This window comes from Burkholderia sp. AU45251, assembly GCF_030482905.1.
In the GTDB taxonomy this organism is placed as follows: Bacteria; Pseudomonadota; Gammaproteobacteria; order Burkholderiales; family Burkholderiaceae; genus Burkholderia; species Burkholderia aenigmatica.
On the sequence record NZ_JAUJQH010000004.1, the window covers coordinates 40802 to 61663 of the forward strand.

At 64.2% G+C, this 20862-nt stretch carries 19 protein-coding genes and 1 pseudogene; 9 read left to right on the plus strand and 11 right to left on the minus strand.

Features of this window, described 5'->3' with window-relative positions:
- The first annotated feature begins 4 nt into the window (after positions 1-4).
- The 3 genes from QZM67_RS11705 (at position 5) to QZM67_RS11715 (ending at position 3239) form a co-directional block, all read left to right on the plus strand.
- Positions 5-958, plus strand: coding sequence for a D-2-hydroxyacid dehydrogenase family protein (locus tag QZM67_RS11705; RefSeq protein ID WP_301802964.1), 954 nt, complete (start codon positions 5-7; stop codon positions 956-958).
- Between the two features lie 181 nt (positions 959-1139).
- A complete protein-coding gene (locus QZM67_RS11710; protein WP_301802967.1) occupies positions 1140-2336 on the plus strand; it encodes an MFS transporter in 1197 nt (398 codons plus the stop codon).
- A gap of 57 nt (positions 2337-2393) precedes the next feature.
- Positions 2394-3239, plus strand: a complete 846-nt coding sequence (locus QZM67_RS11715) for an MBL fold metallo-hydrolase (protein WP_301802969.1) — start codon at positions 2394-2396, stop codon at positions 3237-3239.
- A 97-nt stretch (positions 3240-3336) separates the two neighbouring features.
- Here the strand turns inward: QZM67_RS11715 and QZM67_RS11720 are convergent, their stop codons facing one another.
- The 5 genes from QZM67_RS11720 to QZM67_RS11740 form a co-directional block, all read right to left on the minus strand.
- The gene (locus QZM67_RS11720; RefSeq protein WP_301802971.1) at positions 3337-4770 is read right to left on the minus strand and encodes a PLP-dependent aminotransferase family protein; all 1434 of its coding nucleotides are present in this window, start codon (positions 4768-4770) and stop codon (positions 3337-3339) included.
- 206 nt (positions 4771-4976) lie between these two features.
- Positions 4977-5618 carry a hypothetical protein gene (locus QZM67_RS11725; protein WP_301802974.1) on the minus strand — a complete coding sequence of 214 codons (642 nt, stop codon included), beginning with the start codon at positions 5616-5618 and terminating at the stop codon, positions 4977-4979.
- Between the two features lie 658 nt (positions 5619-6276).
- Positions 6277-6597 (minus strand): DUF4148 domain-containing protein, encoded by a 321-nt coding sequence (locus tag QZM67_RS11730; protein WP_301802976.1) that lies wholly within the window; start codon positions 6595-6597, stop codon positions 6277-6279.
- A 155-nt stretch (positions 6598-6752) separates the two neighbouring features.
- Positions 6753-8102, minus strand: a complete 1350-nt coding sequence (locus QZM67_RS11735; protein WP_301803753.1) for an ATP-binding protein — start codon at positions 8100-8102, stop codon at positions 6753-6755.
- The gene (locus tag QZM67_RS11740) at positions 8102-8764 is read right to left on the minus strand and encodes a response regulator transcription factor (protein WP_301802980.1); all 663 of its coding nucleotides are present in this window, start codon (positions 8762-8764) and stop codon (positions 8102-8104) included. Before QZM67_RS11740 ends, QZM67_RS11735 begins: the two co-directional genes overlap by 1 nt.
- Positions 8765-8922: 158 nt before the next feature.
- Between QZM67_RS11740 and QZM67_RS11745 the strand changes: the two genes are divergently transcribed.
- From QZM67_RS11745 to QZM67_RS11760, 4 genes and pseudogenes are all read left to right on the plus strand, one after another.
- Positions 8923-9303 (plus strand): cytochrome b562, encoded by a 381-nt coding sequence (locus tag QZM67_RS11745; protein WP_301802982.1) that lies wholly within the window; start codon positions 8923-8925, stop codon positions 9301-9303.
- A gap of 43 nt (positions 9304-9346) precedes the next feature.
- Positions 9347-9913, plus strand: coding sequence for a cytochrome b (locus tag QZM67_RS11750; RefSeq protein ID WP_301802985.1), 567 nt, complete (start codon positions 9347-9349; stop codon positions 9911-9913).
- 215 nt (positions 9914-10128) lie between these two features.
- Entirely contained in the window at positions 10129-10527 is a 399-nt protein-coding gene (locus QZM67_RS11755; RefSeq protein ID WP_301802988.1) for an NUDIX hydrolase, read from the plus strand.
- Between the two features lie 258 nt (positions 10528-10785).
- Positions 10786-11157, plus strand: a pseudogene (locus tag QZM67_RS11760) (universal stress protein); the annotation flags it as partial.
- Positions 11158-11520: 363 nt separating this feature from the next.
- On the opposite strand, the gene QZM67_RS11765 reads toward QZM67_RS11760, so the two are convergent.
- From QZM67_RS11765 to QZM67_RS11775, 3 genes are all read right to left on the minus strand, one after another.
- Positions 11521-13902, minus strand: coding sequence for an exo-beta-N-acetylmuramidase NamZ domain-containing protein (locus QZM67_RS11765; protein WP_301802991.1), 2382 nt, complete (start codon positions 13900-13902; stop codon positions 11521-11523).
- A complete protein-coding gene (locus tag QZM67_RS11770) occupies positions 13848-15080 on the minus strand; it encodes a putative glycoside hydrolase (RefSeq protein WP_301803754.1) in 1233 nt (410 codons plus the stop codon). The genes QZM67_RS11765 and QZM67_RS11770 overlap by 55 nt, the downstream gene beginning before the upstream one ends.
- A 203-nt stretch (positions 15081-15283) precedes the next feature.
- Positions 15284-15760, minus strand: a complete 477-nt coding sequence (locus tag QZM67_RS11775) for a carboxypeptidase regulatory-like domain-containing protein (protein WP_301802993.1) — start codon at positions 15758-15760, stop codon at positions 15284-15286.
- A 445-nt stretch (positions 15761-16205) separates the two neighbouring features.
- On the opposite strand from QZM67_RS11775, the gene QZM67_RS11780 reads away from it, so the two are divergent.
- On the plus strand, positions 16206-16718 hold the full coding sequence (locus tag QZM67_RS11780; RefSeq protein WP_301802994.1) for a lecithin retinol acyltransferase family protein: 513 nt from the start codon (positions 16206-16208) through the stop codon (positions 16716-16718).
- Positions 16719-16727: 9 nt separating this feature from the next.
- Here the strand turns inward: QZM67_RS11780 and QZM67_RS11785 are convergent, their stop codons facing one another.
- The 3 genes from QZM67_RS11785 to QZM67_RS11795 all read right to left on the minus strand — a co-directional run bounded on the left by QZM67_RS11785 (position 16728) and on the right by QZM67_RS11795 (position 18832).
- On the minus strand, positions 16728-16916 hold the full coding sequence (locus tag QZM67_RS11785; protein WP_301802996.1) for a hypothetical protein: 189 nt from the start codon (positions 16914-16916) through the stop codon (positions 16728-16730).
- A 165-nt stretch (positions 16917-17081) separates the two neighbouring features.
- Positions 17082-17873: a polysaccharide deacetylase family protein gene (locus tag QZM67_RS11790; RefSeq protein ID WP_301802999.1), complete on the minus strand. Its 792-nt coding sequence runs from the start codon at positions 17871-17873 to the stop codon at positions 17082-17084.
- Positions 17870-18832 (minus strand): 1-phosphofructokinase family hexose kinase, encoded by a 963-nt coding sequence (locus QZM67_RS11795; RefSeq protein WP_301803002.1) that lies wholly within the window; start codon positions 18830-18832, stop codon positions 17870-17872. Before QZM67_RS11795 ends, QZM67_RS11790 begins: the two co-directional genes overlap by 4 nt.
- A gap of 236 nt (positions 18833-19068) precedes the next feature.
- Here QZM67_RS11795 and QZM67_RS11800 point away from each other — a divergent pair, with 236 nt between their 5' ends.
- The gene (locus QZM67_RS11800) at positions 19069-20862 is read left to right on the plus strand and encodes an adenosylcobalamin-dependent ribonucleoside-diphosphate reductase (protein ID WP_301803004.1); all 1794 of its coding nucleotides are present in this window, start codon (positions 19069-19071) and stop codon (positions 20860-20862) included.

Consider the following 20862-nt stretch of genomic DNA (forward strand, 5'->3'; position numbering starts at 1 on the left):
AGAAATGCGAAAAGTAGCAATCCTCGACGACTATCAGGGCGCGGCGCTGAAAAGCGCCGACTGGTCGCCCGTCTCTGAAAATGCAGATATCGTGGTCTTCAGCGACCATCTCGATAGCGAGGATGCGCTTGTTGAGCGACTGCATCCCTTCGACGCTCTTTGCGTCATGCGTGAGCGGACACCGCTGACCGCCGAAATCATCCAGAGGCTTCCGAACCTCAAGTTCATTGGCTCCAATGCACCCTATAACGCCTCGATCGATCTGGATGCCGCGCGACGGCAGGGCGTAATCGTCAGCGGAACGGGCGGCCGGGCAAATGGCGCGCCGGAACTCACGTGGGCCCTGATTCTTGCGGCCGCGAAACATATCCCCGCGGAGCACGAGTCAATTCGGTCAGGTGGGTGGCAGGTCGGCGTGGGTGCCGATCTGGAAGGCAGCACGCTTGGACTGCTCGGATTGGGGAAAGTCGGGGCGCGGGTCGCCGCAGTCGGCAAGGCGTTCGGGATGAAGGTTATGGCGTGGAGCCAGAATCTTACCGACGAGGCTGCCCAGACGGTGGGTGTACAGCGCGTCGACAAGGCGACCTTACTCCGGGAATCGGATTGGCTGTCTGTTCATCTGATGCTGTCCGATCGCACGAGAGGCATCATTGGCGCATCTGAACTGGCGTCGATGAAAGCCAGTAGCTGGTTGATCAACACGTCCAGAGGCCCACTCGTTGATGAGTCGGCGCTCGTCGACGCGCTTTACCGTCATACGATTGCCGGCGCCGCTCTCGATGTCTTCGATACTGAACCCCTGCCGGAAGGCCATCCATTTCGCACACTCCCCAACGTTCTGTCGACGCCCCATGTCGGCTTCGTCACCCATGGGACTTACAAGGTCTTCTACGAAGAAACCGTGCAGAACCTCATTGCGTGGATGAACGGCTCACCGCTGCGCGTCATCTCGCAATAGCCCCCGCACCGCAGATCGCCGGCATCTCCTTCCCCATTTACCGAAGTCGGTTATCGGAGCCGGGCGCTCACTCCCCTTGCGCTTGAGCCGGATGGAGCTTTTGTGCCCGCCCTACGTTTGTTCCGGCATTCTCGGCTCTTTCGAGCAGTCGGGAGCGCCACACACTTGGAGTAGTTGCGTCATGAATCCCTCTCACCGGGAGGTTCTCACCCCACCCTCTCCTTCCCGAGAGCCAAGCTTTGGGCTTGTGCTGCTGCTATCGGCAGCGACCGGACTTGCCGTCGGTAGTCAGTATTACAACCAGCCTCTGCTTGGCCTGATTGCCAATGACTTCGGCGTTGGTGCCAATGCCAGTCTTATAGCGACTACGACGCAGATCGGCTACGCATTAGGCTTAATCTTGCTCGTGCCGCTGGGTGACAGCGCCGATCGACGCCTGCTGATACTCCTTCAATGCCTCGGGCTTGCATTGGCAATGGGCTGTGCAAGCGTGGCGCCAGGCTTGTATAGCCTGGCCATGATTTCTGTACTGATTGGCGTGTTCGCAACAATCGCACAGCAGATCATCCCCCTTGCCGCTGAACTTGCGTCGCCTCGCAGTCGCGAGCGCATACTGGCCACTGTCACGAGCGCGCTATTGGTAGGTGTGCTGCTTGCCCGAACAATCAGCGGCCTTGTTGGTGCCTGGTTTGGATGGCGCGCGATGTTCATCGTAGGTGCAGTTATCGCTGTATTAATGCTGGTGTGTCTAGCCACCGGTTTACCTAGCCGCCGTCCTGAGTCCCGCGAGTCGTATCTCGCATTGCTGGCGTCGCTCTTTATTGTCGCCCGCGATCACGCCGTTCTCCGAAAGGCCACACTGACTCAAAGCCTACTTTTCTTCGGATTCAGCGCCTTCTGGACGATTCTCGCCTTGCTTCTGCAAGGACCGAGTTTCGGGCTGAGCAGCGGTGCCGCGGGTATGTATGGGCTGCTGGCACTCGCCGGCGTGGTTATCGCTCCGCTGGGAATACGCATCGCGGGAAAAAACAGTCCACTGGGCGCGATTCGTCTGGGATCCATTACTGTCGCGGTGAGTTTCCTTTTGATGATACCGATGGTAAGCCTTGTCGGCCTTGGAATCGGCACCGTGCTGATGGTTACCGGTGTGCAGATGTCTCTCATAAGCAACCAGTCCATCATATTCGCAATCGCGGGATCAGCGCGAGGCCGCTTCAATACAGTCTTCATGGCTTCGCAGTTTGCATTTGGTGCCGTTGGATCAGGAGCAGCCAACATCGCCTGGAAGACGGGTGGCTGGACTGCTTTGATGACTATGTCCGCTATAGCCGCTGGTCTCGCAATTTTCCTGCAGTTCAAACGGAAACAAGAACTCTGACGAACGACGAGTTTAAAAGATTTATATCCAATTTTATTTTATATATAGGATAACGAAGTGATTGAAGAATACCAGATTGGAGAATTTACGCTCATCACACTGCTTGATGGAATTTTTCTCTGTGGCACCGAAATGATTCAAGCAGCGGCATCGCCAGAGGGTGAGGAACTCTTTAAGAATGCCGGGTTGCCAGCATCCGGTCCGTCGCCCGAGCCGATCAACGCATTCGCACTGAAAAGAAACAACGAGCTCTGGTTGATCGATGCGGGTTGCGGCCGCGAACTCGGGCCGCGATTTGGCAAGGCTGCCGATGCGTTGTGTTCTGCTGGATATTCCCTGGATCAGGTTCAAGGCGTCATCTTGTCTCATTTGCACGAGGATCACATCGGTGGACTGATCAAGGATGACGGAACGCCGCTCTATCCGAACGCCACACTTTTCCTTTCGGAGGAGGAACTGGCATTCTGGACCGACGCTACGTCTCCGATAAAGTACCCTCGCATGGCGGACGCCGGATTGTTCAAACTGGCAACGTCAGTATTACGCTCCTATGAGGGGGCCGTCCAAGCCATCAAGGCAGGTGAACAGGTTATCCCCGGCGTACATCTGATTCCACTTCATGGACATACACCGGGCCATAGCGGCGTACAGATCGAAAGCGGAGATCAACAAGTACTCATTTGGGGTGACGTGATTCATTCGACCCTGCTGCAATTGCGCTATCCCCACTGGAGCATCGGCTTCGACGTTGACCCGGCCCAGGCCGTGCAAACCCGCGAACAGCTGCTAGCCCGGCTGGCGTCCGGGAATACGCTGGTCGCCGGCCCCCATGTAACAGGCATTGGAAAAATCCGGAGCTGCTGCCATGGGGGGTACAAACTGGATTTGACCAAGTACCGCTAGTTCTCCGATCCTGGATTGCCCGCGACGGCATACTTTACTTTTTCTTGCAGGAGCACCGTTCGTCGGACACCATCCCAGACTGATTCAACGCCGCGTACTAAACTGAGAAAAAGTCAGGGCCTTGTGCGAGTCGGCCGACTGTGACAACTGATTGCTCAACGTTAGGGGACCAGGCACTACTGTAGTTCAACCGGATGAAGTTTCGGTAGTTGTCGGTGGTCGAGAACATGTAGCCGGGGCCGATCGTGATCCCCTGCTCCAGCGCAAGCTGGTACAGCCGCATTGCATCGACTTGCACAGGTAACTCGACCCACAGCACGTATCCGCCCGCCGGGCTCGAGATGCGCGTACCCTCCGGAAAGAACCGCGACACCATCGCGCGCATCAGGTTCGCTTGCTGCGCATACGCCTTGCGCAAGCGCCGGAGGTGATGATCGTAACCATCGCGTTCTAGAAACTGCGCGATCGCCAGCGGTGGTAACGACGGCGTCGCGAGCGTATTCAGGAACTTCAGCTTCTCTACTTGATCGCGATAGCGGCCCGGCAACGCCCAGCCGATCCGGTACGCGGCCGTCAGGCTCTTCGAGAACGACGAGCAATGCAGCACGATCCCGGTCCGGTCGTAAGATTTCAATGAACTCGGATGCGTGTCGCCGAAATACAGTTCGTTGTAAACGCCGTTCTCGATGATGGGCATGCTGCATTCCGTTGCGAACTCCACAAGTTCGCGCTTGCGCTCGTCGGGCATCTGGAAGCCGAGCGGGTTCTGGAAGTTCGGCATCACCATGCATGCCGCGATCGGCTGCGACTTCGCGATTGCGGCCAGCGCCGCAATGTCGATCCCGTACTCCGGATGCGTCGCGACTTCGATCGCCTTCATCCCCATCCGCTCGATCGCGTGCAGCATCGCGTAGAACGTTGGCGACTCCACCGCGATCGTGTCTCCGGGCTTCGCGACTGCCTGCAGGCACAAGTTGATCGCCTCGGTCGCGCCGACTGTCACGATGATCTCGTTCGGGTCGACCGGCATCCCGTTCTCTAGGTACCGACGCGCAATTTGTCGAATCAGATCTGGGTGACCTGGCGGTAGCCCGCTGGCTACGCCCCATAGCGATTTGTCACGGCCGGCGGCATACGCGTATCGATTCAGCTTTTCGAATGGAAACAGGCTCGAGTCCGGGTACGGCGAGCCGAGCGGTACTGCGTCGTCGGTGCCGATCGAGCGCAGCGTTGACAGCACGAGCCGGCTCACGTCGACCGACGACGAGATCGCGATCGGCTTCGACGGCCGCAGCTCGCGCACCGGTGCGTGACTGTCGTCGCGTCGTAGGCTCGCGAAATAGCCCGACTGCGGCCGAATTTCGAGCAGACCGCGGCTTTCCAGCAGCAGATAGGCATGCAGCACTGTCGTGATGCTGATTCGTTGTTGCTGGCTCGCCTGCCGCACCGACGGAATCCGGTCGCCGTGCCGGTACACGCCTTGGCGGATCAGACGCTCGATGTCGTCCGCGAGTTTCTCATACCGCTTCATTCAATTCCTTGCTTTTCGGTCACCGAGCGTCGCTCCGCTTTTGCAAGTGGTCTGAATGCGTTACCGCGCCCCTGTTTCAGACGGCATATTGGCGTAGGCTCGAGGCCAGTACACTGTATTTCTGCCGACCAAGGACGTTCATGGAGACGCTCTGTCTCGACTATTGGTCAGGGCGGCAGCACAAGCGAGGCGATGAAGTTGCATCACTAGTCGATGATCCGCTGCTTACTGAGATCGGCAGCGATTTTGCGCAACAGGGTGTCCACGGCTGCATGCTGCTGCTCCGCGTATACGTCACGTTTGCCCCATTGCTCGCCCATATAGTTGGCGGAAGACTGTCCTGTCCAAATTGTCGTACCGTCGTTATCAAGTAGCGATGCAGCGATCTTTAGTGTGGCGTGAAAGCCGTCCTGCGTGCCGGTATCGCTGAGCAGCAGCACCGGGAGACGGTCGTGCTGCAGGTTCTCGGCAAGAAGCGCTGCGACGAGGTTTTTTTTGACTGAGCGGGCCTGCGCTTCGATTCTGTACTCCTTCAAGACCGACGGTGCCAGCTGAGCAACGACGTCGCCGTCTGTCATGTATGCGTGCGGATCGCGAGCAGGATCGTTGTCTGAAGAGCGGGGTTGGACAGTGGTGGCGTCTTCGTAGATCACGAGTACTCGCGTTAGCGGCGCATCTGGGCGCCGCACCGTGTGGCTCGTCAATGCGGAATCACCGCCGCCACCGATGACCGGCCCTGGGCTCATGTGCAACGAAAGCGATGCCTGTGGGGCTTCCTGTGCGATCACGGGAAGCGCTGTAGCAAGAGTGAAAATCCAGCATGCTGCAGAGGTCAGCGATTTTTTCATAAAGCATCCACAGGTACTTGTGGCGAAGCGGAAAGGTATAAGAGCAAGTATGGCGCCACGAACGCACTCCCACACAGTGAATATATCTTAATGGACCGGCCAGCCTTTCGTAGACATCTTCGAGCCATAATTTATGGCAACCGAGGAGGTCAGTATGAGCGGCAAGCGGTACACGGATGAGTTCAAGATCGAGGCAGTCAAACAGGTACCGTCATCGATACCGTCGGGCCACACACGGGATTGCGAAAGCGGCTACACGCGCTCCCGATGAGAGTGTTAACTATCTCGAATTGATTTGATATCTGAATTATTTGCGGCTGCGCTTAAGGATAACTTCAGTGTCGCCCGAAATCTTAAAGCATGGCACCTGGCGCTGATTACGGGAATCATATTGTGGTCGTCCACGCCAAGCGGCGGCCTGCACGGAAAATTGATCGCCGTACGGCCCCTGATCTTCGGAGTCAACCCGTATGCCGTTCTCTCGTCTGACCCGGATATAGGCCGCGTCTTTTTTTGGCTACTATCAATAATTCGCGTACTTTGCAAGGGCGACACAATCAAAAGAGAAGACTTCCTAATAGAAATCGACTGGTGGTTACATCATTATCCGATCCAGGTTACTCCGCGTAACGACTCAACGATGGTGATGCACATCGCGTCAATGATGTAGATACAACGAACGTGCCGCAGCACGACTATGGACCGCAGCGCCAGAATCGGTCCCTACCGGCTGTGCGGGCCCATAACCCGCTGTATCGGCTTGCTGCGCAGGTTCGGAAGACCGAATACGTGCCTCGGCCTGCTGAATCGATTGCGGATAGTGGATGTCCTTTCTGGCCGGGTTGTAACCGGCCTGCTCGACCTGTACGATCTGAGCCCGAACTTCTGCCCGGGTAAGGCCGCTGCTCGATTGCGCCGCCAGCGCGAACGCGGGCGTAATTGCCACGGCCAGCATGATGCTACGGATTGCGAATTTCATGATACCGACCTCCAGTGAACAAAGACGGCATCCGAGACTGCCTCTTCCGCCGTAAGAACAGCATGCTCCGCTCAAGCTGAAGGCAATGTTAACTTCGCATCGCCGAGTGCATCCCGCGTGAAAGACCGGGGCTGCCCCGGAAATACCAGGTCCGGTTAATCCGACATCGGTAACGTGACAAGAACGCCGAACCCACCGCCGTTCAACCCGCCGATGTACCTCAGGCTTCCCCCGAGTTTTGCCACGATGCGCGCGACGATGGACAGGCCCAGGCCGCTGCCGCTTTCATCGTGATCCGCACCGCGAAAGAAGCGATCCTGTAGCCGGGACAAATCTTCATCCGGGACGCCGGGGCCATCGTCCCGTACCTGGAGGCTGACCGAGCCGGCACCCTGCCACGATGCGATTTCGATGTTGCCCTGTTCGCGACCGTACTTGATCGCGTTGTCGACGAGGTTGTCGAGCAAGACACGGACCAGCGTCGAGGGTGCATGCGCGACGACCGGACCGCCGACGTGCGATATCAGCAACATCTGCTTGCGGTCCGCACGCGTCTGGTAATCGTTGATACAGGTCTGCACCACGCGCGCGAGATCGATGTCCTCGCCGGGCAACTGCACGGTCTCGTCGAGTCGGGCCAGGGCGAGCAACTGGTCCGCCAGATGCGTGCTGCGGTCCACGCCCTCGACGACCCGATGCATCGCGCGCCGCTGACGGTCCGGATCGCGTGCCGTGAGCGCGACCTGCGCCTGGACCTTGAGCGCGGCGAGCGGTGTCTTGAGCTCGTGTGCCGCGTCGCTGGTGAACGCGCGCTCGCGATCGAGCGAATCGCGCAGGCGCTGCAACAACGTGTTGAGCGCGGCAACCAGCGGCCGCACCTCGTCCGGAATGCCCGTCGTACCGATGGCGTCGAGGCTGTCGGGCGAACGCGCGTCAATCGCCTCCGACACCGTGCGCAGCGGCGTCAGGCTGCGGCCAATGGCCAGCCAGATCAGTACGGCCAGAACGGGCAACGCGAATGCGAGCGGCCGGGCGACGCGGCGCGCGACCTCCGCGGACAGATCAGAACGATGCGTGCGTTGTTCGAAGATGCGCACAGTACGGCCGCGCGCGACATCGGTCACCGCGTAGGCGTGCCACTTCGCATCGCCGAGCCGGATCGGGCTCGATGTCGCCGCGGGAAACACCGGCAGATCGAGCGAGGCAAGCCCCGGACTCGCGGCCAGGATTCTTCCGCCGGCGTCGCTGACCTGATACAACATCCGCGGCGAGGCATCATTGTCGCCATCGTCGTCTTCGGACGAACCGAGCACGATGTCCGCAAAAACCGGGAGATCGGACGCATTGAGCACGGCGAATGCCTTGGCGATCTGTTCGATGCGGGCGTCGTCCCATTCCTCCGCTTCATGAATCGCCTGGCGATAGCTCGACACCAGCGAGTATGCCCAGACCACCACGACACCCGACAGCACGAGCAAGGTGAGCCGTTGGCGGATCGAGCGCATCACGACACCTTCTCCACCACGTATCCGACACCGCGGATCGTCCGGATCAGGTCGGCCCCCAGCTTCTTGCGCAGATTCGACACATGCACTTCGATCGCGTTGCTTTCGATTTCTTCGTTCCACCCGTAGAGGCTGTCCTGGAGGCGCGCGCGAGAAAGCGGGCGCCCCTGGTTCGCCAGCAGTTCGACGAGCAACGTGCATTCGCGCGCGGTCAGCGCGATCCGCTCGGCGCCGCGCGTCACCGTCATCAGCGCGGGGTCGACCGACAGGTCGCCGTATTCGATCGTGTCGGTACCGCGGCCCTGCGAACGACGCACGAGCGCCCGGCAGCGCGCGATCAGTTCGGTCAGGTCGAACGGCTTGCCGAGGTAGTCGTCGGCGCCCGCGCTCAGGCCGCTCACTCGGTCGGCCACCGTGTCGCGCGCGGTCATCACCAGCACCGGCGTATGGTCGCGGCGCTTGCGGAGCCAATCCAGCAATTCGACCCCCGGCATTCGGGGCAGGCCGAGATCGAGCACGACGAGGTCGTATGGCGTGGTTTCGAGCGCGAGCTGCGCATGCCTGCCGTCGTGCACCCAGTCGACCGTCATGCCCGCATCGATCAGACCATCTTCCACCCCGCTGCCGATCAGCTTGTCATCTTCCACGAGTAACACCCGCATGGTGTCGCGTTCCTGTTGGTCCCGGACATGGCGTCCATTGCCGCACGATAACCGCAGGCGCGGGCGGTCATCAAGACCGTCGCAGATAAATCCGGTCCTTAAGAATTCGTTAACGTCTGCACCATATGGTCGCGTCACCGATATTCGCAACCGAATCGATGACCATGAACAGCCCGTCGTTCCGACTCCGTTTCTGCGCAGCGCTGGCCGCGCTGCTTTCCGTGGCTGCCGCGCCGGCCTGCGCCGGCGAGATCAAGACACTGATGAGGGATATGAAGCACGCGATGCAGGGTGCCATGAACAGCCGGACGATCCCGGAAATGAAGGGCTATGTGACCCGACTCGAAAGCGATGTGCAACAGGCCGGCGGACAGCGCTATCGCAACGACCAGCCGACCTACGACGAGGGCATGCGTACGTTGCAGGGCGAACTGGCTGACGTCGATCGTGCAATCCAGGCGAACGATCTGCCGGCTGCCAAGCAGGCGTTGCGACGGATCAATGGCACGAAAAAGCACTATCACGACCTGCTCGGCTAACCGCAACCGGCGACGCTTTCGCCACTGGATAGGCATTCCCGTCATGAAAAACGTTACCCGCTACCCGCTGTCGGTCAGCCTGCTGCACTGGCTGCTGGCCGCCGCGCTGATCGGCAACCTGATCGTCGGCTTGCTCCTGGACGACAACGAGGGCCTTGTCGACCTGCACAAGTCGATCGGCATCGCCATCCTCGGACTCGTGGCGATCCGCATCGTCAATCGGCTGCGCATGCGGCGCCGGCTGCCGCCGTCGATCAATCGGGCCGGCACGCTTAACCATTTCGTAGAACGCAGCGTTCACGGACTGCTTTATGTGCTGATGCTGGCCATTCCCGTGCTCGGGTGGATGAAGACGAATGCGGCCGGCCACACCGCCAACTGCTTCGGGTTCTTCTCTTTGCCTGCCCTGGTGCCACGGAATCGCGAACTGTCGCACTGGCTGGGAGAACTGCATGCGCTGACGGCGTACGGGCTCGCCGCGCTGGTCGGCTTGCACGTCCTCGGCGCACTGGCACACAAGCTGTTCAAGTCCGAGAACGTGTTTCCGCGCATTCTGCCTTTACCCGTACGCGTTGCCCAGCAGAAGACTTCGTCAGATGGCCGCTCCTGAACGGAACGCGTAACGTTCGTCGAATGCTCGCGCAAAACTGCAGGGCGAGCTACGCGATTGCCCGGAGATCGTCGGAACATGCGTTCCCCGATGTCGATCGCACGAGGGCATTTACGCTTCCTTGAAAAGGCGAACCATCGTGGGAAACGCCGCCTGGCGCCGAGATACAATCGATCGCCATCACTGCCCACGTACTGACCCACATAGCCGATTTCATGCGTCCCCGATTGAACTCCGCCGGTATCACGGAACGTGCCACCGTCATTTGTCGATCCCAGGAAACTCTATTGCTGGTGGCACGAACGCCGTCACGTTGGACCCTCCCCGGTGGCATCATTAAGTCCGACGAATCGCCACTGGATGCAGCACGTCGCGAACTCAAAGAAGAAACCGGCTTGGTTGGGTTGGACTTGGCGTATGCCTTTCGGTTCGTCGGAGCGGCGAAGCTGCATCATGTCTTCGTTACCGACGTTCCCGAGCGATCCGACCCGCGACCAGGCAAGGAGATCCGGCTGTGCCGGTGGTTCCGGCACATCGACATCGAATTACTTCCAACCAGTGCGCCCACACCGAGGATCGTTGAGCGTCTAATCAATCATGTCAGTCGAATGTGAACTGTATCGCCACGCCAGGGGCACCTGACCGAAAAATCGACGCGAGACCGCCCCGCCCGCTCGACGAGCCGCAACTGACGTGTCGCGATCCAGTCATCCTGCCCTGTTGCACCGCGAAGACAAACGTGCTTGACGAAGGTCAAGCTGGTAAGAACCGGATGCGCGAAAAATTACCGAGTGCATGATCGTCGGTTGACACCGGGAGACATTCATGAACACCAGCATTTCACCCGTCCAGGCAGTCCCCGCCCCCAACGGGTGCTAATCGCCGTCGACGGTTCGAACGCATCCACTCACGCACTCGCGTATGCCAAAGCGCTCGTTACAGCGAATGCGGCGGTGCATATCGTCAGCGTGGCGGAAAATCCGAGAACGCTTGTCCCGCTCGGATCGAAAACCATGGCATTCCTCGAATCGGCGCGCGTCGAGTTGCTCCGGGATGCATCCGAAGCGCTTTCGCACGCCAAAGCCGCCATGAATCGCGACGACCTCGCCATCGACACGGAAGTCATCGACCTGGCCACCCGCGGCGGAGATGTCGTGCATGCGCTGGCCGACAGCGTGCAAGCCTGGCAGGCCGAGCTCCTGATCGTTGGCGCACGACAGCATCACGGCTTGCTCGGATGGGTCGAAGGAACGGTTTCCGGCCCGCTCGGCAAACTCGTTCATTGCCCGCTTCTCATCGTTCCAGAAGGGTTCGCGTCGGTCGCCGAGCATCTGCCGCAGCGGATCCTGTTCGCTGTCGACGGAAGCTCAATCGCTCTCAATGCATTGCGAACCGGATTGACACTTTCGCGACCCGATACCGAATTTCGTGCGACATGCGTAGTGGACAACCCCATATCGCTCGGCGACTTCGTTATTGGCGGGACACTGGAAGCAGCATTGATCGGCGAAGGCAACCATGCGCTGCAGGGCGCAACAGCCATACTTGATGGCACAGGCGGCCACGCCCAGTCGCAACTGATTCAAACGGATCGAATCCGTGCGAACTCAGTACAGCAGGAACGTTGCACGCTCGCGCGCGAACACAGCATTTTGTGTTTCGACGACACGCTCGATATCGTCGAGCGGCTGCCCCGCTTCGAGCATGTCGGCAACTTCCCGCGAGCCGACCGACGCACGTATCGCATCGATCCGGAACAGCGGCGGATAACGCCGGTGCAGCGCAAGTGCGATCGCCAACCCGATTTCACCCGGCCGCGTCGCACCGGACCGCCGCTCGATACGCACGCCTTCGCACAACCTGCCGCGATACGGCCCCTCCGTCGGCACGAAGCGGACCGGCGTGAACGTCGCGTCGAGCCGCATCGCGCGCAAATCGTCCGCGAGGATGCGCGCGTCGATCCAAGGCGCGCCGACCACGCCGAACGGCATTGCGGTACCGCGCCCGACACTGACCGCCGCTCCCTCGATGAGCCCCGTTTCCGGATAGAGCGACAGCGCGGCGCCATCGCGCAGGTTCGGCGATGGCGGCACCCACCCGAGCCCGGTATCGTCGAAGCGCATCGCACGCACGTAGTTCGCCATCGGCACCACAGTGAGCGCCGCGCCGATGTGCAGGCGTTCGTTGAACAACCGCGCAAGCTCGCCGAGTGTCATGCCGGGCTGCAGCGGCAACGGGTAATAACTGGTGAACGTGGCCGGCTCCGCATCGGCCACGGAGCCGCCGACCACATCGGCGCCCAGTGGATCCGGGCGGTCGAGCACGAGCACCGGGCGGTGCGCGGCGGCCGCTGACTCCAGCGCGTAGCCGAGCGTGGCCAGGTACGTAAAGAAGCGCACGCCGGCGTCCTGCAGGTCGATCACCAGCACGTCGACGTCGGCGAGCCACTCGGGCGCGATCCTGCGCCGGTCGCCGTAGAGGCTGTGGACGGTCACGCCGGTCGCGGCGTCGGTCGTGTCGACGAACGTTTCGTCGACATCCGTGCCGAGCCCGTGCTCGGGAGCGAACAGCGCGACAAGTTGTGCGCCCGGAACATGCGCGAGCAGGTCGGCCGTGCGACGGCCGAACCGGTCGAAGCCACTTCTATTCGTCAGCAGTGCGATTCGCTTGCCGGTCACCGCGGCGAAGCCGCTCGCCGCGAGCACGTCGATGCCGGCCTGCACCGGCCCACGCGAGGCCGGCAACCGGCCAGCCTGGGCAACGGCCGCGGCCATCGTCGGCACGCGCGTCGCGATCTGCGCCGCTGTCACCGGCGCAACCGAGCTCGACACGATGCCGAGCACGAGCGCGCGCAGCGGCATCGCGGTGCCGGTTTCATCGGGATACAGCCGGCTCGTCAGCACGATCGCGAAGCGGCGCGTCACGGGATCGATCCACAGCGCCGTGCCCGTATAGCCAAGGTGCTGCAGCGCGCCGGCCGGCGGCAACCGGTAGCGATTCGCGACGAGCGGCGGCCCGACCTGCCAGCCGGGCGTATGCCAGTCGCCTTCGGCGTCGAGCGTGGCCGGCGTCTCGAGCGCGGCGACGCTGTCGTCACCGAGCACACGTGTCGTGCCGAGGGTGCCGCCGTTCAGCAGCATGCGCGCAAAGCGCGCGAGGTCGTCGGCGCTCGCGAACAGCCCCGCATTGCCCGCGACACCGCCCATCGCCGCCGCGATCGGATCGTGCACGCGCCCCCGGAGCCGCCGGCCGTCACGCACGATCGTCGGCGCAACACGCGCGAGCATCGCGGCGCCCGGCCTGAAGGCTGTGTCGGCCATACCCAGCGGCGCGAATACGTCAGCCGCGCACCACGCGTCGAGCGGCTGTCCCGACACGCGCTCGATGATCTCGCCGAGCGCCACGTAGTTGACGTCGCTGTAGCGCACACGCGTGCCGGGCGACTCCACAGGCGCCATCGCGACGATGTCGGCAAGCACCGCGGCACGGCTACGCAGTGCGCGCGACGACGACACACCGGCCGGCAATCCCGATATGTGCGCGAGCAACTGGCGGATCGTGATGGCGCCCTTGCCGTGCGCGGCGAACGACGGCCAGTAGCGCGCGGCCGGCGTATCGAGGTTCAGCAGGCCGCGCTCCGCGAGCTGCATGATCGCAACTGCCGTCGCCACGGGCTTGGTCAGCGACGCGAGATCGAAGACGGTCTCGGCCGTCATCGCCTCGGCATGCTCGCCCGTCACGCGCAGGCCGCGCGCCACGCGCACCTGCACGCCGTACGCATCGCCCGTCTCGACCACCGCGCCGGCAAGATGGCCGTCGGCGATCTCGGCGGCGATCGCCGCATCGATCGCTGCAGCCTGCCGCTGCGGCGCCGTCGCCCCGTCAGGCGCTGCGCCGGCACCGGCCGGCATCAGCGCGAACAGCAACGCGCCGGTCAGCGCGGCAGCGCAGCGGGATCGTAGCGATTGCGCGGATTCCACAGCATCCATCCGTCCGTGCCGGCCGCGTCGGCGGCGTCGACCTGAGCACGGATATCCGCCGCGTCGAAGGCGCGCCGGTCGAACGCATAGTCGCGAAACGCCTGCAGCCACGGCCGGAAGCGCACGCCGTCGAGCCCCGTGCGGCGCATCGCTTCCGCGAGCGAGCGCCCGACGATCTCGCCGGGGTGATCGGTCGGCTTGCGGCAGCCCGGCAGGCCCCACGTGAAGCCCGACGGATACAGCATCGGCGAAATGTAGTCGACCAACCCGCCCAGTGCGCCGAGCCGCTGCCCGATCTGCGTGTCGTCGGCATTCCAGCACACGTAGCCGAAGATGTCGGCCGACAGGTAGACGTTGTAGGGCCGCAGCCGTGCGCGCGCGCCTTCCAGGAAGCCGGTGATCGCGGCCACGCGGTTCACCTCCGTGTTGGGCTCGCCGAACTGCAAGCCGCTCGCGTCGGGAAAGCGCAGGTAGTCGAACTGGATCTCGTCGAAACCCATCCGCGCAGCCTCCTCGGCCACATCGAAGTTGTGTTCCCACGCAGCACGCACGGTCGGGTCGATCCAGCGCAGGTGCTCGCGATCGCGCCAGATTGCGCCGGCCGCGTCGTGCACGGCCCAGTCGGGATGGGCGGCCGCGAGTGGATCGTCCTTGAATACGACGATGCGCGCGATCAGGTACAGCCCGCGCGCATGGAACGCGCGGATCAGCGCCGGCAGGTCCGCCACGCGCGGGCCCGGCTCGCCGGTCGCGCCGATCGCGTCGCTGCGATACGGCGTCATGCCGCGATCGCCCTTCACGTCGATCACGAACGCGTTGACGGCCGTGCGGCCCGGCAGCGCGAGCGCCGCGTCGCGCAGCGTGCGATCCGCGATGCCGTAAGCCGACAGGTAGACGGCCTTGGGGCGGAATGGCACGAGCGGCACCGTGCGGGTCGTTTCGCCGACGGCGAGCGCGACCTCCGTGCGCGCATAGCCGGGTGCAGTCACGCTGAGCGTCGTGTCGGCCGACGGCGCGGCAAATTCTCCGACGGCCGACGCGATCAGGTTGCTGCCCGACGCATACCCGACCGCACCCGCCACCGGCCGGCCGCTGCCGGCATCGACGACCGTCACCGAGACGGTTCCGGCCCGGCCGGTAACGCACGTGAGCGCCAGCAGCATGCATGTGAGCACGCGGCCGAGCATCACCACGCCCTGCCACCCGTATCGCAATGACTCGTGCCGGTGCCGCCCGGCACGCGCCCCACTGACGATCGCCTGAATCTTCAACGCACACCTCGCGACGCAAATTCGTGCGGACATTGTTGCGAATTCGGCGGATCGCCATGTGAGGCAGATCAACGGTACGCAACGCGCCACCACCCGATCCGCGTCGATCGAAGCGGCGTCTAGGGCGCCGCACGCGTACCGGTGCCGGGACAGCCGCCGCAAAGCCGCATCACGCCGCGCCGCTCCGGGTTCTGCCAATAGAACCGCACATCGACACCGCCCCGCGCCGGCACGACGACATGCCGGACTTCCTGCACGGCACGGTCGCGCGCCGACACCGTATAACGCCCCGGCAGCACGCGTGCGAACAGGAACGGGCCGGCCGTGTGCGCGTCGAGGACCGTCGACTTGCCGGACGTCAACATCACGTCGACGTCCGACAAGTAATGCCCCCCCTTCGTCGCGAACGTGATCCGCAGGTTGTAACGCGGCGCGGCGGCGCGAAACGCAGCGACCTCCTCCGCACCGATGCCGCCCGTGACGTACACGGCACCATTCTGCTCGACGGGCTCGGGCAACGTTTGAGCCGTCGCGCTCGAGGCGGCGGCCAGCAAACAGGCCGACAGCAGCAGCGACCCGGCGATTTCAGTTCGCATTTCATTCTCCCGGTTCATGCACGCGGGTGGCGATGCGGCTCGTTCGGGCGCGTCACGGCCGGCGTGCCGCGACGTGACGCATTCGCATCGTTGACGAAGCCAGCGTCGCGCGGAACGTCGATTTCCCGTTGACGCAGGTCAAGCACACCCGACAGGCCAGCGGCGCGCCCGGCGGCACCCGCCAGCCGATCGGGCGGCACGGCGTGCCCGCCCGGCCTGGGACGACGGCTGGCCGGCGCCATTGTCCGTTCCGGCTGTCAGCCGATATTGCACGGCGCGTCGGAAATATCCGACACGACGCCCCGACATCGGACAGCAAGCTCAGGCCGCGCTGATTGTCCGGCTCGGGTCCGCCGCCAATACTGGAGACGTGACAGGACGCAACGCATTCCGCGGCTGGCGGGCAGGTCTTCCGCTCGGCCGCTGCAGGATCCAGGAGCTGACCATGACTCACCCGACCGCAGCACAAGCCGATGACGCCATGCCGGATCGCGACCTTCCGGTCGGCGCCCACCTCGTGACACGGCGCCAAGGCTACGTGCATCACGGGATCTATATCGGCGACGGCAACGTGATCCACTACGCGGGCCTGGCGCACAGCCTGAGCGGCGGCCCGGTCGAAATCGTCTCCCTCGGCGACTTCTGCGCCGGTTTCGAACTCGCGGTCGTCCGGCACGCGCGGCCCCTGTACGACGGCACGGAAGCGGCACGGCGCGCGGCCTCGCGACTCGGCGAATGCCGTTACCGGTTGCTCACCAACAACTGCGAGCATTTCTGCCTGTGGTGCCTGTTCGGCGTTGCAAGGAGCGATCAGGTTGCGTCGTGCCTGCGCAACCCGGTTCACGGCATCGCGGTCGTCGTCATGCTGCTTGCCTGCGTGCTGGCCGCGCGGCTGCAGGCGGCATCCGTCGAACGCGCGCCGGACGCCCGCACCTGCCCGGTTCAGTGCGGGGCCTAGTGCCGCCGCTCACCCGCGTCTGCTGCAGGCGGCATGCGCCTGCCCCCAGCGCTTCGCCTGCGCGATCGCGATGCGGATCGCACTGCCCTCGGCGCGCCCTTGCCGCAGCAGCGCGTTGGCTATCTCGATCGCCTTGCCGCGCACCGGCGGCGGCAGGTTCCGCATCGACGGCGGATAGCGTTCGTCATCCCAAGGCATGGTCAATCCTGCTCGCCCCGATGCGCCGATCCCGAGGCACGGGTCGACGCGTCACGCGGCAGGATCGCGATGATTGCGGACGTCTCACGACGCCCCGCCGAGCGTGAATCCGAACGGACACGGTATCCGCGAACGACGGCGGCAAACCCGCGATCACGCGATCGGTCACGGTTTCTCCCGGACGGATTGCAGCAATCCGTTCATGCATCGCGTATCGCACGCATCAGTCATCAAGTAGCGCGGCAACGCCATGGAGGGATCCGTGAGCCGAACGGGGCGCGCATCGATCGTGAACGCCGCGACATAGCCTTCACGAGCGGCCGCCTGATCGGTCTGCGCGTCATGGACGCCGAACGGCCAGGCCAGCAACCGGACCGGACGACCGGTTTCCGACTCGAGCCGTTCGCGGGAACGGCTCAACTGGAACGACACGAATCGTTGGTAATCCTCCTCGGACCGCCGTGCGTGCTCGGTGTGGAAATTCGGATGCCAGTAGGTATGCGATTCGATATCGTATTCGCCGGATTGCCCGAGCACGCGTAGCTGACCCCAAGTCATCGCGTAGCTGGCGTTCGAGATCGCCGATGGATAGATGAACAACGTGACCGGTACCGGATGCGCTGCCAGCAACGGGCGCAGCACGTCGTAGACGGAGCGGTGACCGTCGTCCACCGTGATCGCGACCGCCCGCGCCGGCAGCGCGTCCGCCTGGCCCGCGTGCCAGCGCACGATGTCGGCGAGCCGCACGACGCGGTAGCCGTTCGCCTCGATCGCATGCAGTTGATCGAGGAAGGTCCCGGTGCGCACCGTCATCGAATCCAGGCGTTGCGCCGCAAACCGGTGATAGACGAGGATCAGCACGCGTTGCGGCACCGGCTCACCCGTCCCCGTGCCGGAAAACGATACCTGCGGCCAGCATGACAGCAGCAGCAGGCAGACAATCGCGCGGACGCTCATGCCGCACCACGCACGACGGCCGTGCCGCTTGCCTGCGCAACCAGTTCCGCATGAATCCGCTCGACGTCGGCGCGCGTGCACAGCGCCGTGCCGGGATGCTCGACCGAAGCCACCGATGCCGCCAACGCATAGCGACACGCATCGTGGAACGGCACGCCGCGCGCGAGCGCCCAGACCATCCCGCCGACGAAGCTGTCGCCGGCACCGACCGTGCTGCACACCGTCGCGCGTCTGCCCGGCAGGCGCAGTGTGCGCTCGCGCGTGACGATCCATGCGCCGCGCGCGCCGAGTGTCAATGCAACGATGTCCGCCCGCCCCTGCGCGACGAGTTCGCCCGCGTTCCTGCATGCCGACGCTTCGTCGAGCGGCTCGCCGGCCAGCGCGCTCAGTTCGTCGAGGCTCGGCTTCACGAGATGCACCCCGGCGTCGAGGGCCGCGCGCAGCGCCGGGCCCGCCGCATCGACGACCACGCGGCTGCCGTTTGCGGCGGCCGTCCGCGCGAGCGTCGCATACAGGTCATCCGGTGCGCCGGGCGGCAGGCTGCCGCTCAGCACCAGATAGCGCGGCGCAGGTTGCAGGGCCGCGATGCGCGCCGCGCAGTCGCGCCACTCGGCTGCCGTGACTGACGGCCCCGGCATCAGGAAGCGGTATTCGCGCCCCGTCGCCGTTTCGGTTACGCAGACGTTCTCGCGCGTCTCGCCGGCGATCCGCAAGCGCACGGCCGGCACCCGTTCGGCTTCGAGCAGCAGCGTCAGCACGTCGCCGGTCGGGCCGCCCGCCAGGTACAGCGCGACGCAGTCGCCGCCGAGCCGGTGAACGGTCCGCGCGACGTTGATCCCGCCGCCGCCGGGATCCCGCCGTGGCCGCGCGCAGCGCAGCTTGTGCGTCTCGACGATGTGCTCGACCGACGTCGAGACATCGACGGCCGGATTCAACGTGACGGTAACGATCTCGGTCATGGCGCGTAGTCGGTAAAAGAGCGATTCGCAGGCTTGCACGCCGCTCGCGTGCGGCCACGGCGGGTGCCGGGTGGCAGCCACCGGCGCGGTCCGGCCCTGGCACCACCTTACGTGCGTGCTTTCCCGCGGCATTGACGACCGTCAAGCCATGCCGCAACAGCGCCGGATTGCGCTCGATCAACGACGCGGGCGGGCAGGCCCTTACAGTAGGTCATCCGTCGTCGCCGAGCTCCGTCATGGACGAACAGCCGCTTTGCACCACCGTGTTCGCCGAACGCTATGCGCAGCCCGGCGAAACGTCGCGCGCGGCCGTCTTCCAGCGTGTCGCCCGCGCACTGTCGCTCGCCGAGCCGCCCGCACTGCGTGCCCGGGCCGAGCGCACGTTCTTCCTGAACCTGCAGCGCGGCGCGATCGGCGCCGGTCGCATCATGGCGAATGCCGGCTCGGGGACAGGCGGGACGATGATCAACTGCTTCGTCCACCCGCTCGCGGTTCCGGTGGACATGCCGCTGCAAGGCGTCGATGCAGCGCTCGCGCAGGCGCTCGACGACGCCCGGCTCACGCTGCTGATGGGCGGCGGAATCGGCTACGACTTCTCGCCGGTACCGCCCGTCGGCGCGTACGAACGCCGTCAGTCGCCCGAACGCGGTGTATGCGCGGCGATCGACCGATTCGATGCGATGTGCCGCGCATTGCCGTTCACCGGCCCGCGCCGCGGCGCCCAGATGGGCGTCCTGCGCTGCGATCATCCGGACCTGCTGGCGTTCGTCACGGCCAAGCGCGGGCGATCGCGCTGGCCGACCTTCAACCTGTCGGTCGGCATCACGGACGCGTTCATGGATGCGGTCGCGCACGATCTGCCCTGGGCGCTCGTCCATCAAGCGCCGCGCCATGCAGCCGACGTTGCGACGCCCCGGCGGCAGGACGGGCGCTACCTTCATGCGACGGTTCCCGCCCGCAAGTTGTGGCAGGCGATCGTCAACGCCGCACGCGACAGTGCCGAACCCGGGCTGCTGTTCCTCGACACGATCCACGACGCGAATCCGCTGCGCGAGCACGAGCGGATCGACGCGACGAACCCGTGCGGCGAACAGCCGCTGCCGCCCTACGGCAGCTGCGTGCTCGGGCCGATCGACCTGTCGCGGTTCGTGCACCATCCGTTCGGCATCGACGGCGAGCCGCGCGTCGATTTCGCGGCGCTCGCCGACGCGGTGCACGTGCAGGTCCGCCTGCTCGACGATGTGCTCGACCTCACCGCGTGGCCGCTCGCCGCGCATGCCCGCGAAGCGCACCGGACGCGGCGCATCGGTGTCGGTGTGACGGGCCTGGCCGACGCGCTGACGATGCTGCGGCTGCGCTACGACAGCATCGAGGCGCGCGCATGTGCGCGCACCATCGCGCTGACGATGCGCGAGCACGCGTTTGCGGCATCGGCGGCGCTGGCCGCCGAGCGCGGTGCGTTTCCCGCTTACGATCCAGACGCTTACCTGTCCGGCCCCGCCTACCGCATGCGGCTGCCGCTGAAGGTACATCACGCGATCAAACGGCACGGGCTGCGCAACAGCCATCTGCTGTCGTTCGCGCCGGCCGGCAGCGTGAGTCTCGCGTTCTGCGACAACTGCTCGAACGGCATCGAGCCGGCCGTCGGCTGGACCCAGCGCCGGATGGTCCGCACGGCCGACGGACAGGTGCGCGCGTTCCGCGTGCACAACCACGCTTACCGGCTGTTTCGCGCCCTGCATGACGACGGCGTGGCGCTGCCGGACTATTTCGCTACCGCGGCCGAGATCGCGTCGATCGATCACGTCGCGATGCTCGCGGCGCTCCAGCCCTGCGTCGACGCCGGCATCTCGAAGACGGTGACGATGAACAGCCAGTGTTCGCTGGCCCAGGTCGACGCGTTGTTCTTCGCGGCGTGGCGCGACCGGCTCAAGGGGATCACGGTGTTCCGGCCCGATCCGCAGCTCGCGTCGGTCGTCGTCGACGATACCGCGCAACTGCGCGACGGCGCGGTGTGCATCGGCTGTTGA

What these genes read in the sequence shown, in the direction of transcription:
- QZM67_RS11705 (WP_301802964.1), top strand. Translation starts at nt 5, where the DNA reads ATGCGAAAAGTAGCAATCCTCGACGACTATCAGGGCGCGGCGCTGAAA.
- QZM67_RS11710 (WP_301802967.1), top strand. Translation starts at nt 1,140, where the DNA reads ATGAATCCCTCTCACCGGGAGGTTCTCACCCCACCCTCTCCTTCCCGA.
- QZM67_RS11720 (WP_301802971.1), bottom strand. Translation starts at nt 4,770, where the DNA reads ATGAAGCGGTATGAGAAACTCGCGGACGACATCGAGCGTCTGATCCGC.
- QZM67_RS11725 (WP_301802974.1), bottom strand. Translation starts at nt 5,618, where the DNA reads ATGAAAAAATCGCTGACCTCTGCAGCATGCTGGATTTTCACTCTTGCT.
- QZM67_RS11730 (WP_301802976.1), bottom strand. Translation starts at nt 6,597, where the DNA reads ATGAAATTCGCAATCCGTAGCATCATGCTGGCCGTGGCAATTACGCCC.
- QZM67_RS11735 (WP_301803753.1), bottom strand. Translation starts at nt 8,102, where the DNA reads ATGCGCTCGATCCGCCAACGGCTCACCTTGCTCGTGCTGTCGGGTGTC.
- QZM67_RS11740 (WP_301802980.1), bottom strand. Translation starts at nt 8,764, where the DNA reads ATGCGGGTGTTACTCGTGGAAGATGACAAGCTGATCGGCAGCGGGGTG.
- QZM67_RS11745 (WP_301802982.1), top strand. Translation starts at nt 8,923, where the DNA reads ATGACCATGAACAGCCCGTCGTTCCGACTCCGTTTCTGCGCAGCGCTG.
- QZM67_RS11750 (WP_301802985.1), top strand. Translation starts at nt 9,347, where the DNA reads ATGAAAAACGTTACCCGCTACCCGCTGTCGGTCAGCCTGCTGCACTGG.
- QZM67_RS11755 (WP_301802988.1), top strand. Translation starts at nt 10,129, where the DNA reads ATGCGTCCCCGATTGAACTCCGCCGGTATCACGGAACGTGCCACCGTC.
- QZM67_RS11765 (WP_301802991.1), bottom strand. Translation starts at nt 13,902, where the DNA reads ATGGATGCTGTGGAATCCGCGCAATCGCTACGATCCCGCTGCGCTGCC.
- QZM67_RS11770 (WP_301803754.1), bottom strand. Translation starts at nt 15,080, where the DNA reads ATGCTCGGCCGCGTGCTCACATGCATGCTGCTGGCGCTCACGTGCGTT.
- QZM67_RS11775 (WP_301802993.1), bottom strand. Translation starts at nt 15,760, where the DNA reads ATGCGAACTGAAATCGCCGGGTCGCTGCTGCTGTCGGCCTGTTTGCTG.
- QZM67_RS11780 (WP_301802994.1), top strand. Translation starts at nt 16,206, where the DNA reads ATGACTCACCCGACCGCAGCACAAGCCGATGACGCCATGCCGGATCGC.
- QZM67_RS11785 (WP_301802996.1), bottom strand. Translation starts at nt 16,916, where the DNA reads ATGCCTTGGGATGACGAACGCTATCCGCCGTCGATGCGGAACCTGCCG.
- QZM67_RS11790 (WP_301802999.1), bottom strand. Translation starts at nt 17,873, where the DNA reads ATGAGCGTCCGCGCGATTGTCTGCCTGCTGCTGCTGTCATGCTGGCCG.
- QZM67_RS11795 (WP_301803002.1), bottom strand. Translation starts at nt 18,832, where the DNA reads ATGACCGAGATCGTTACCGTCACGTTGAATCCGGCCGTCGATGTCTCG.
- QZM67_RS11800 (WP_301803004.1), top strand. Translation starts at nt 19,069, where the DNA reads ATGGACGAACAGCCGCTTTGCACCACCGTGTTCGCCGAACGCTATGCG.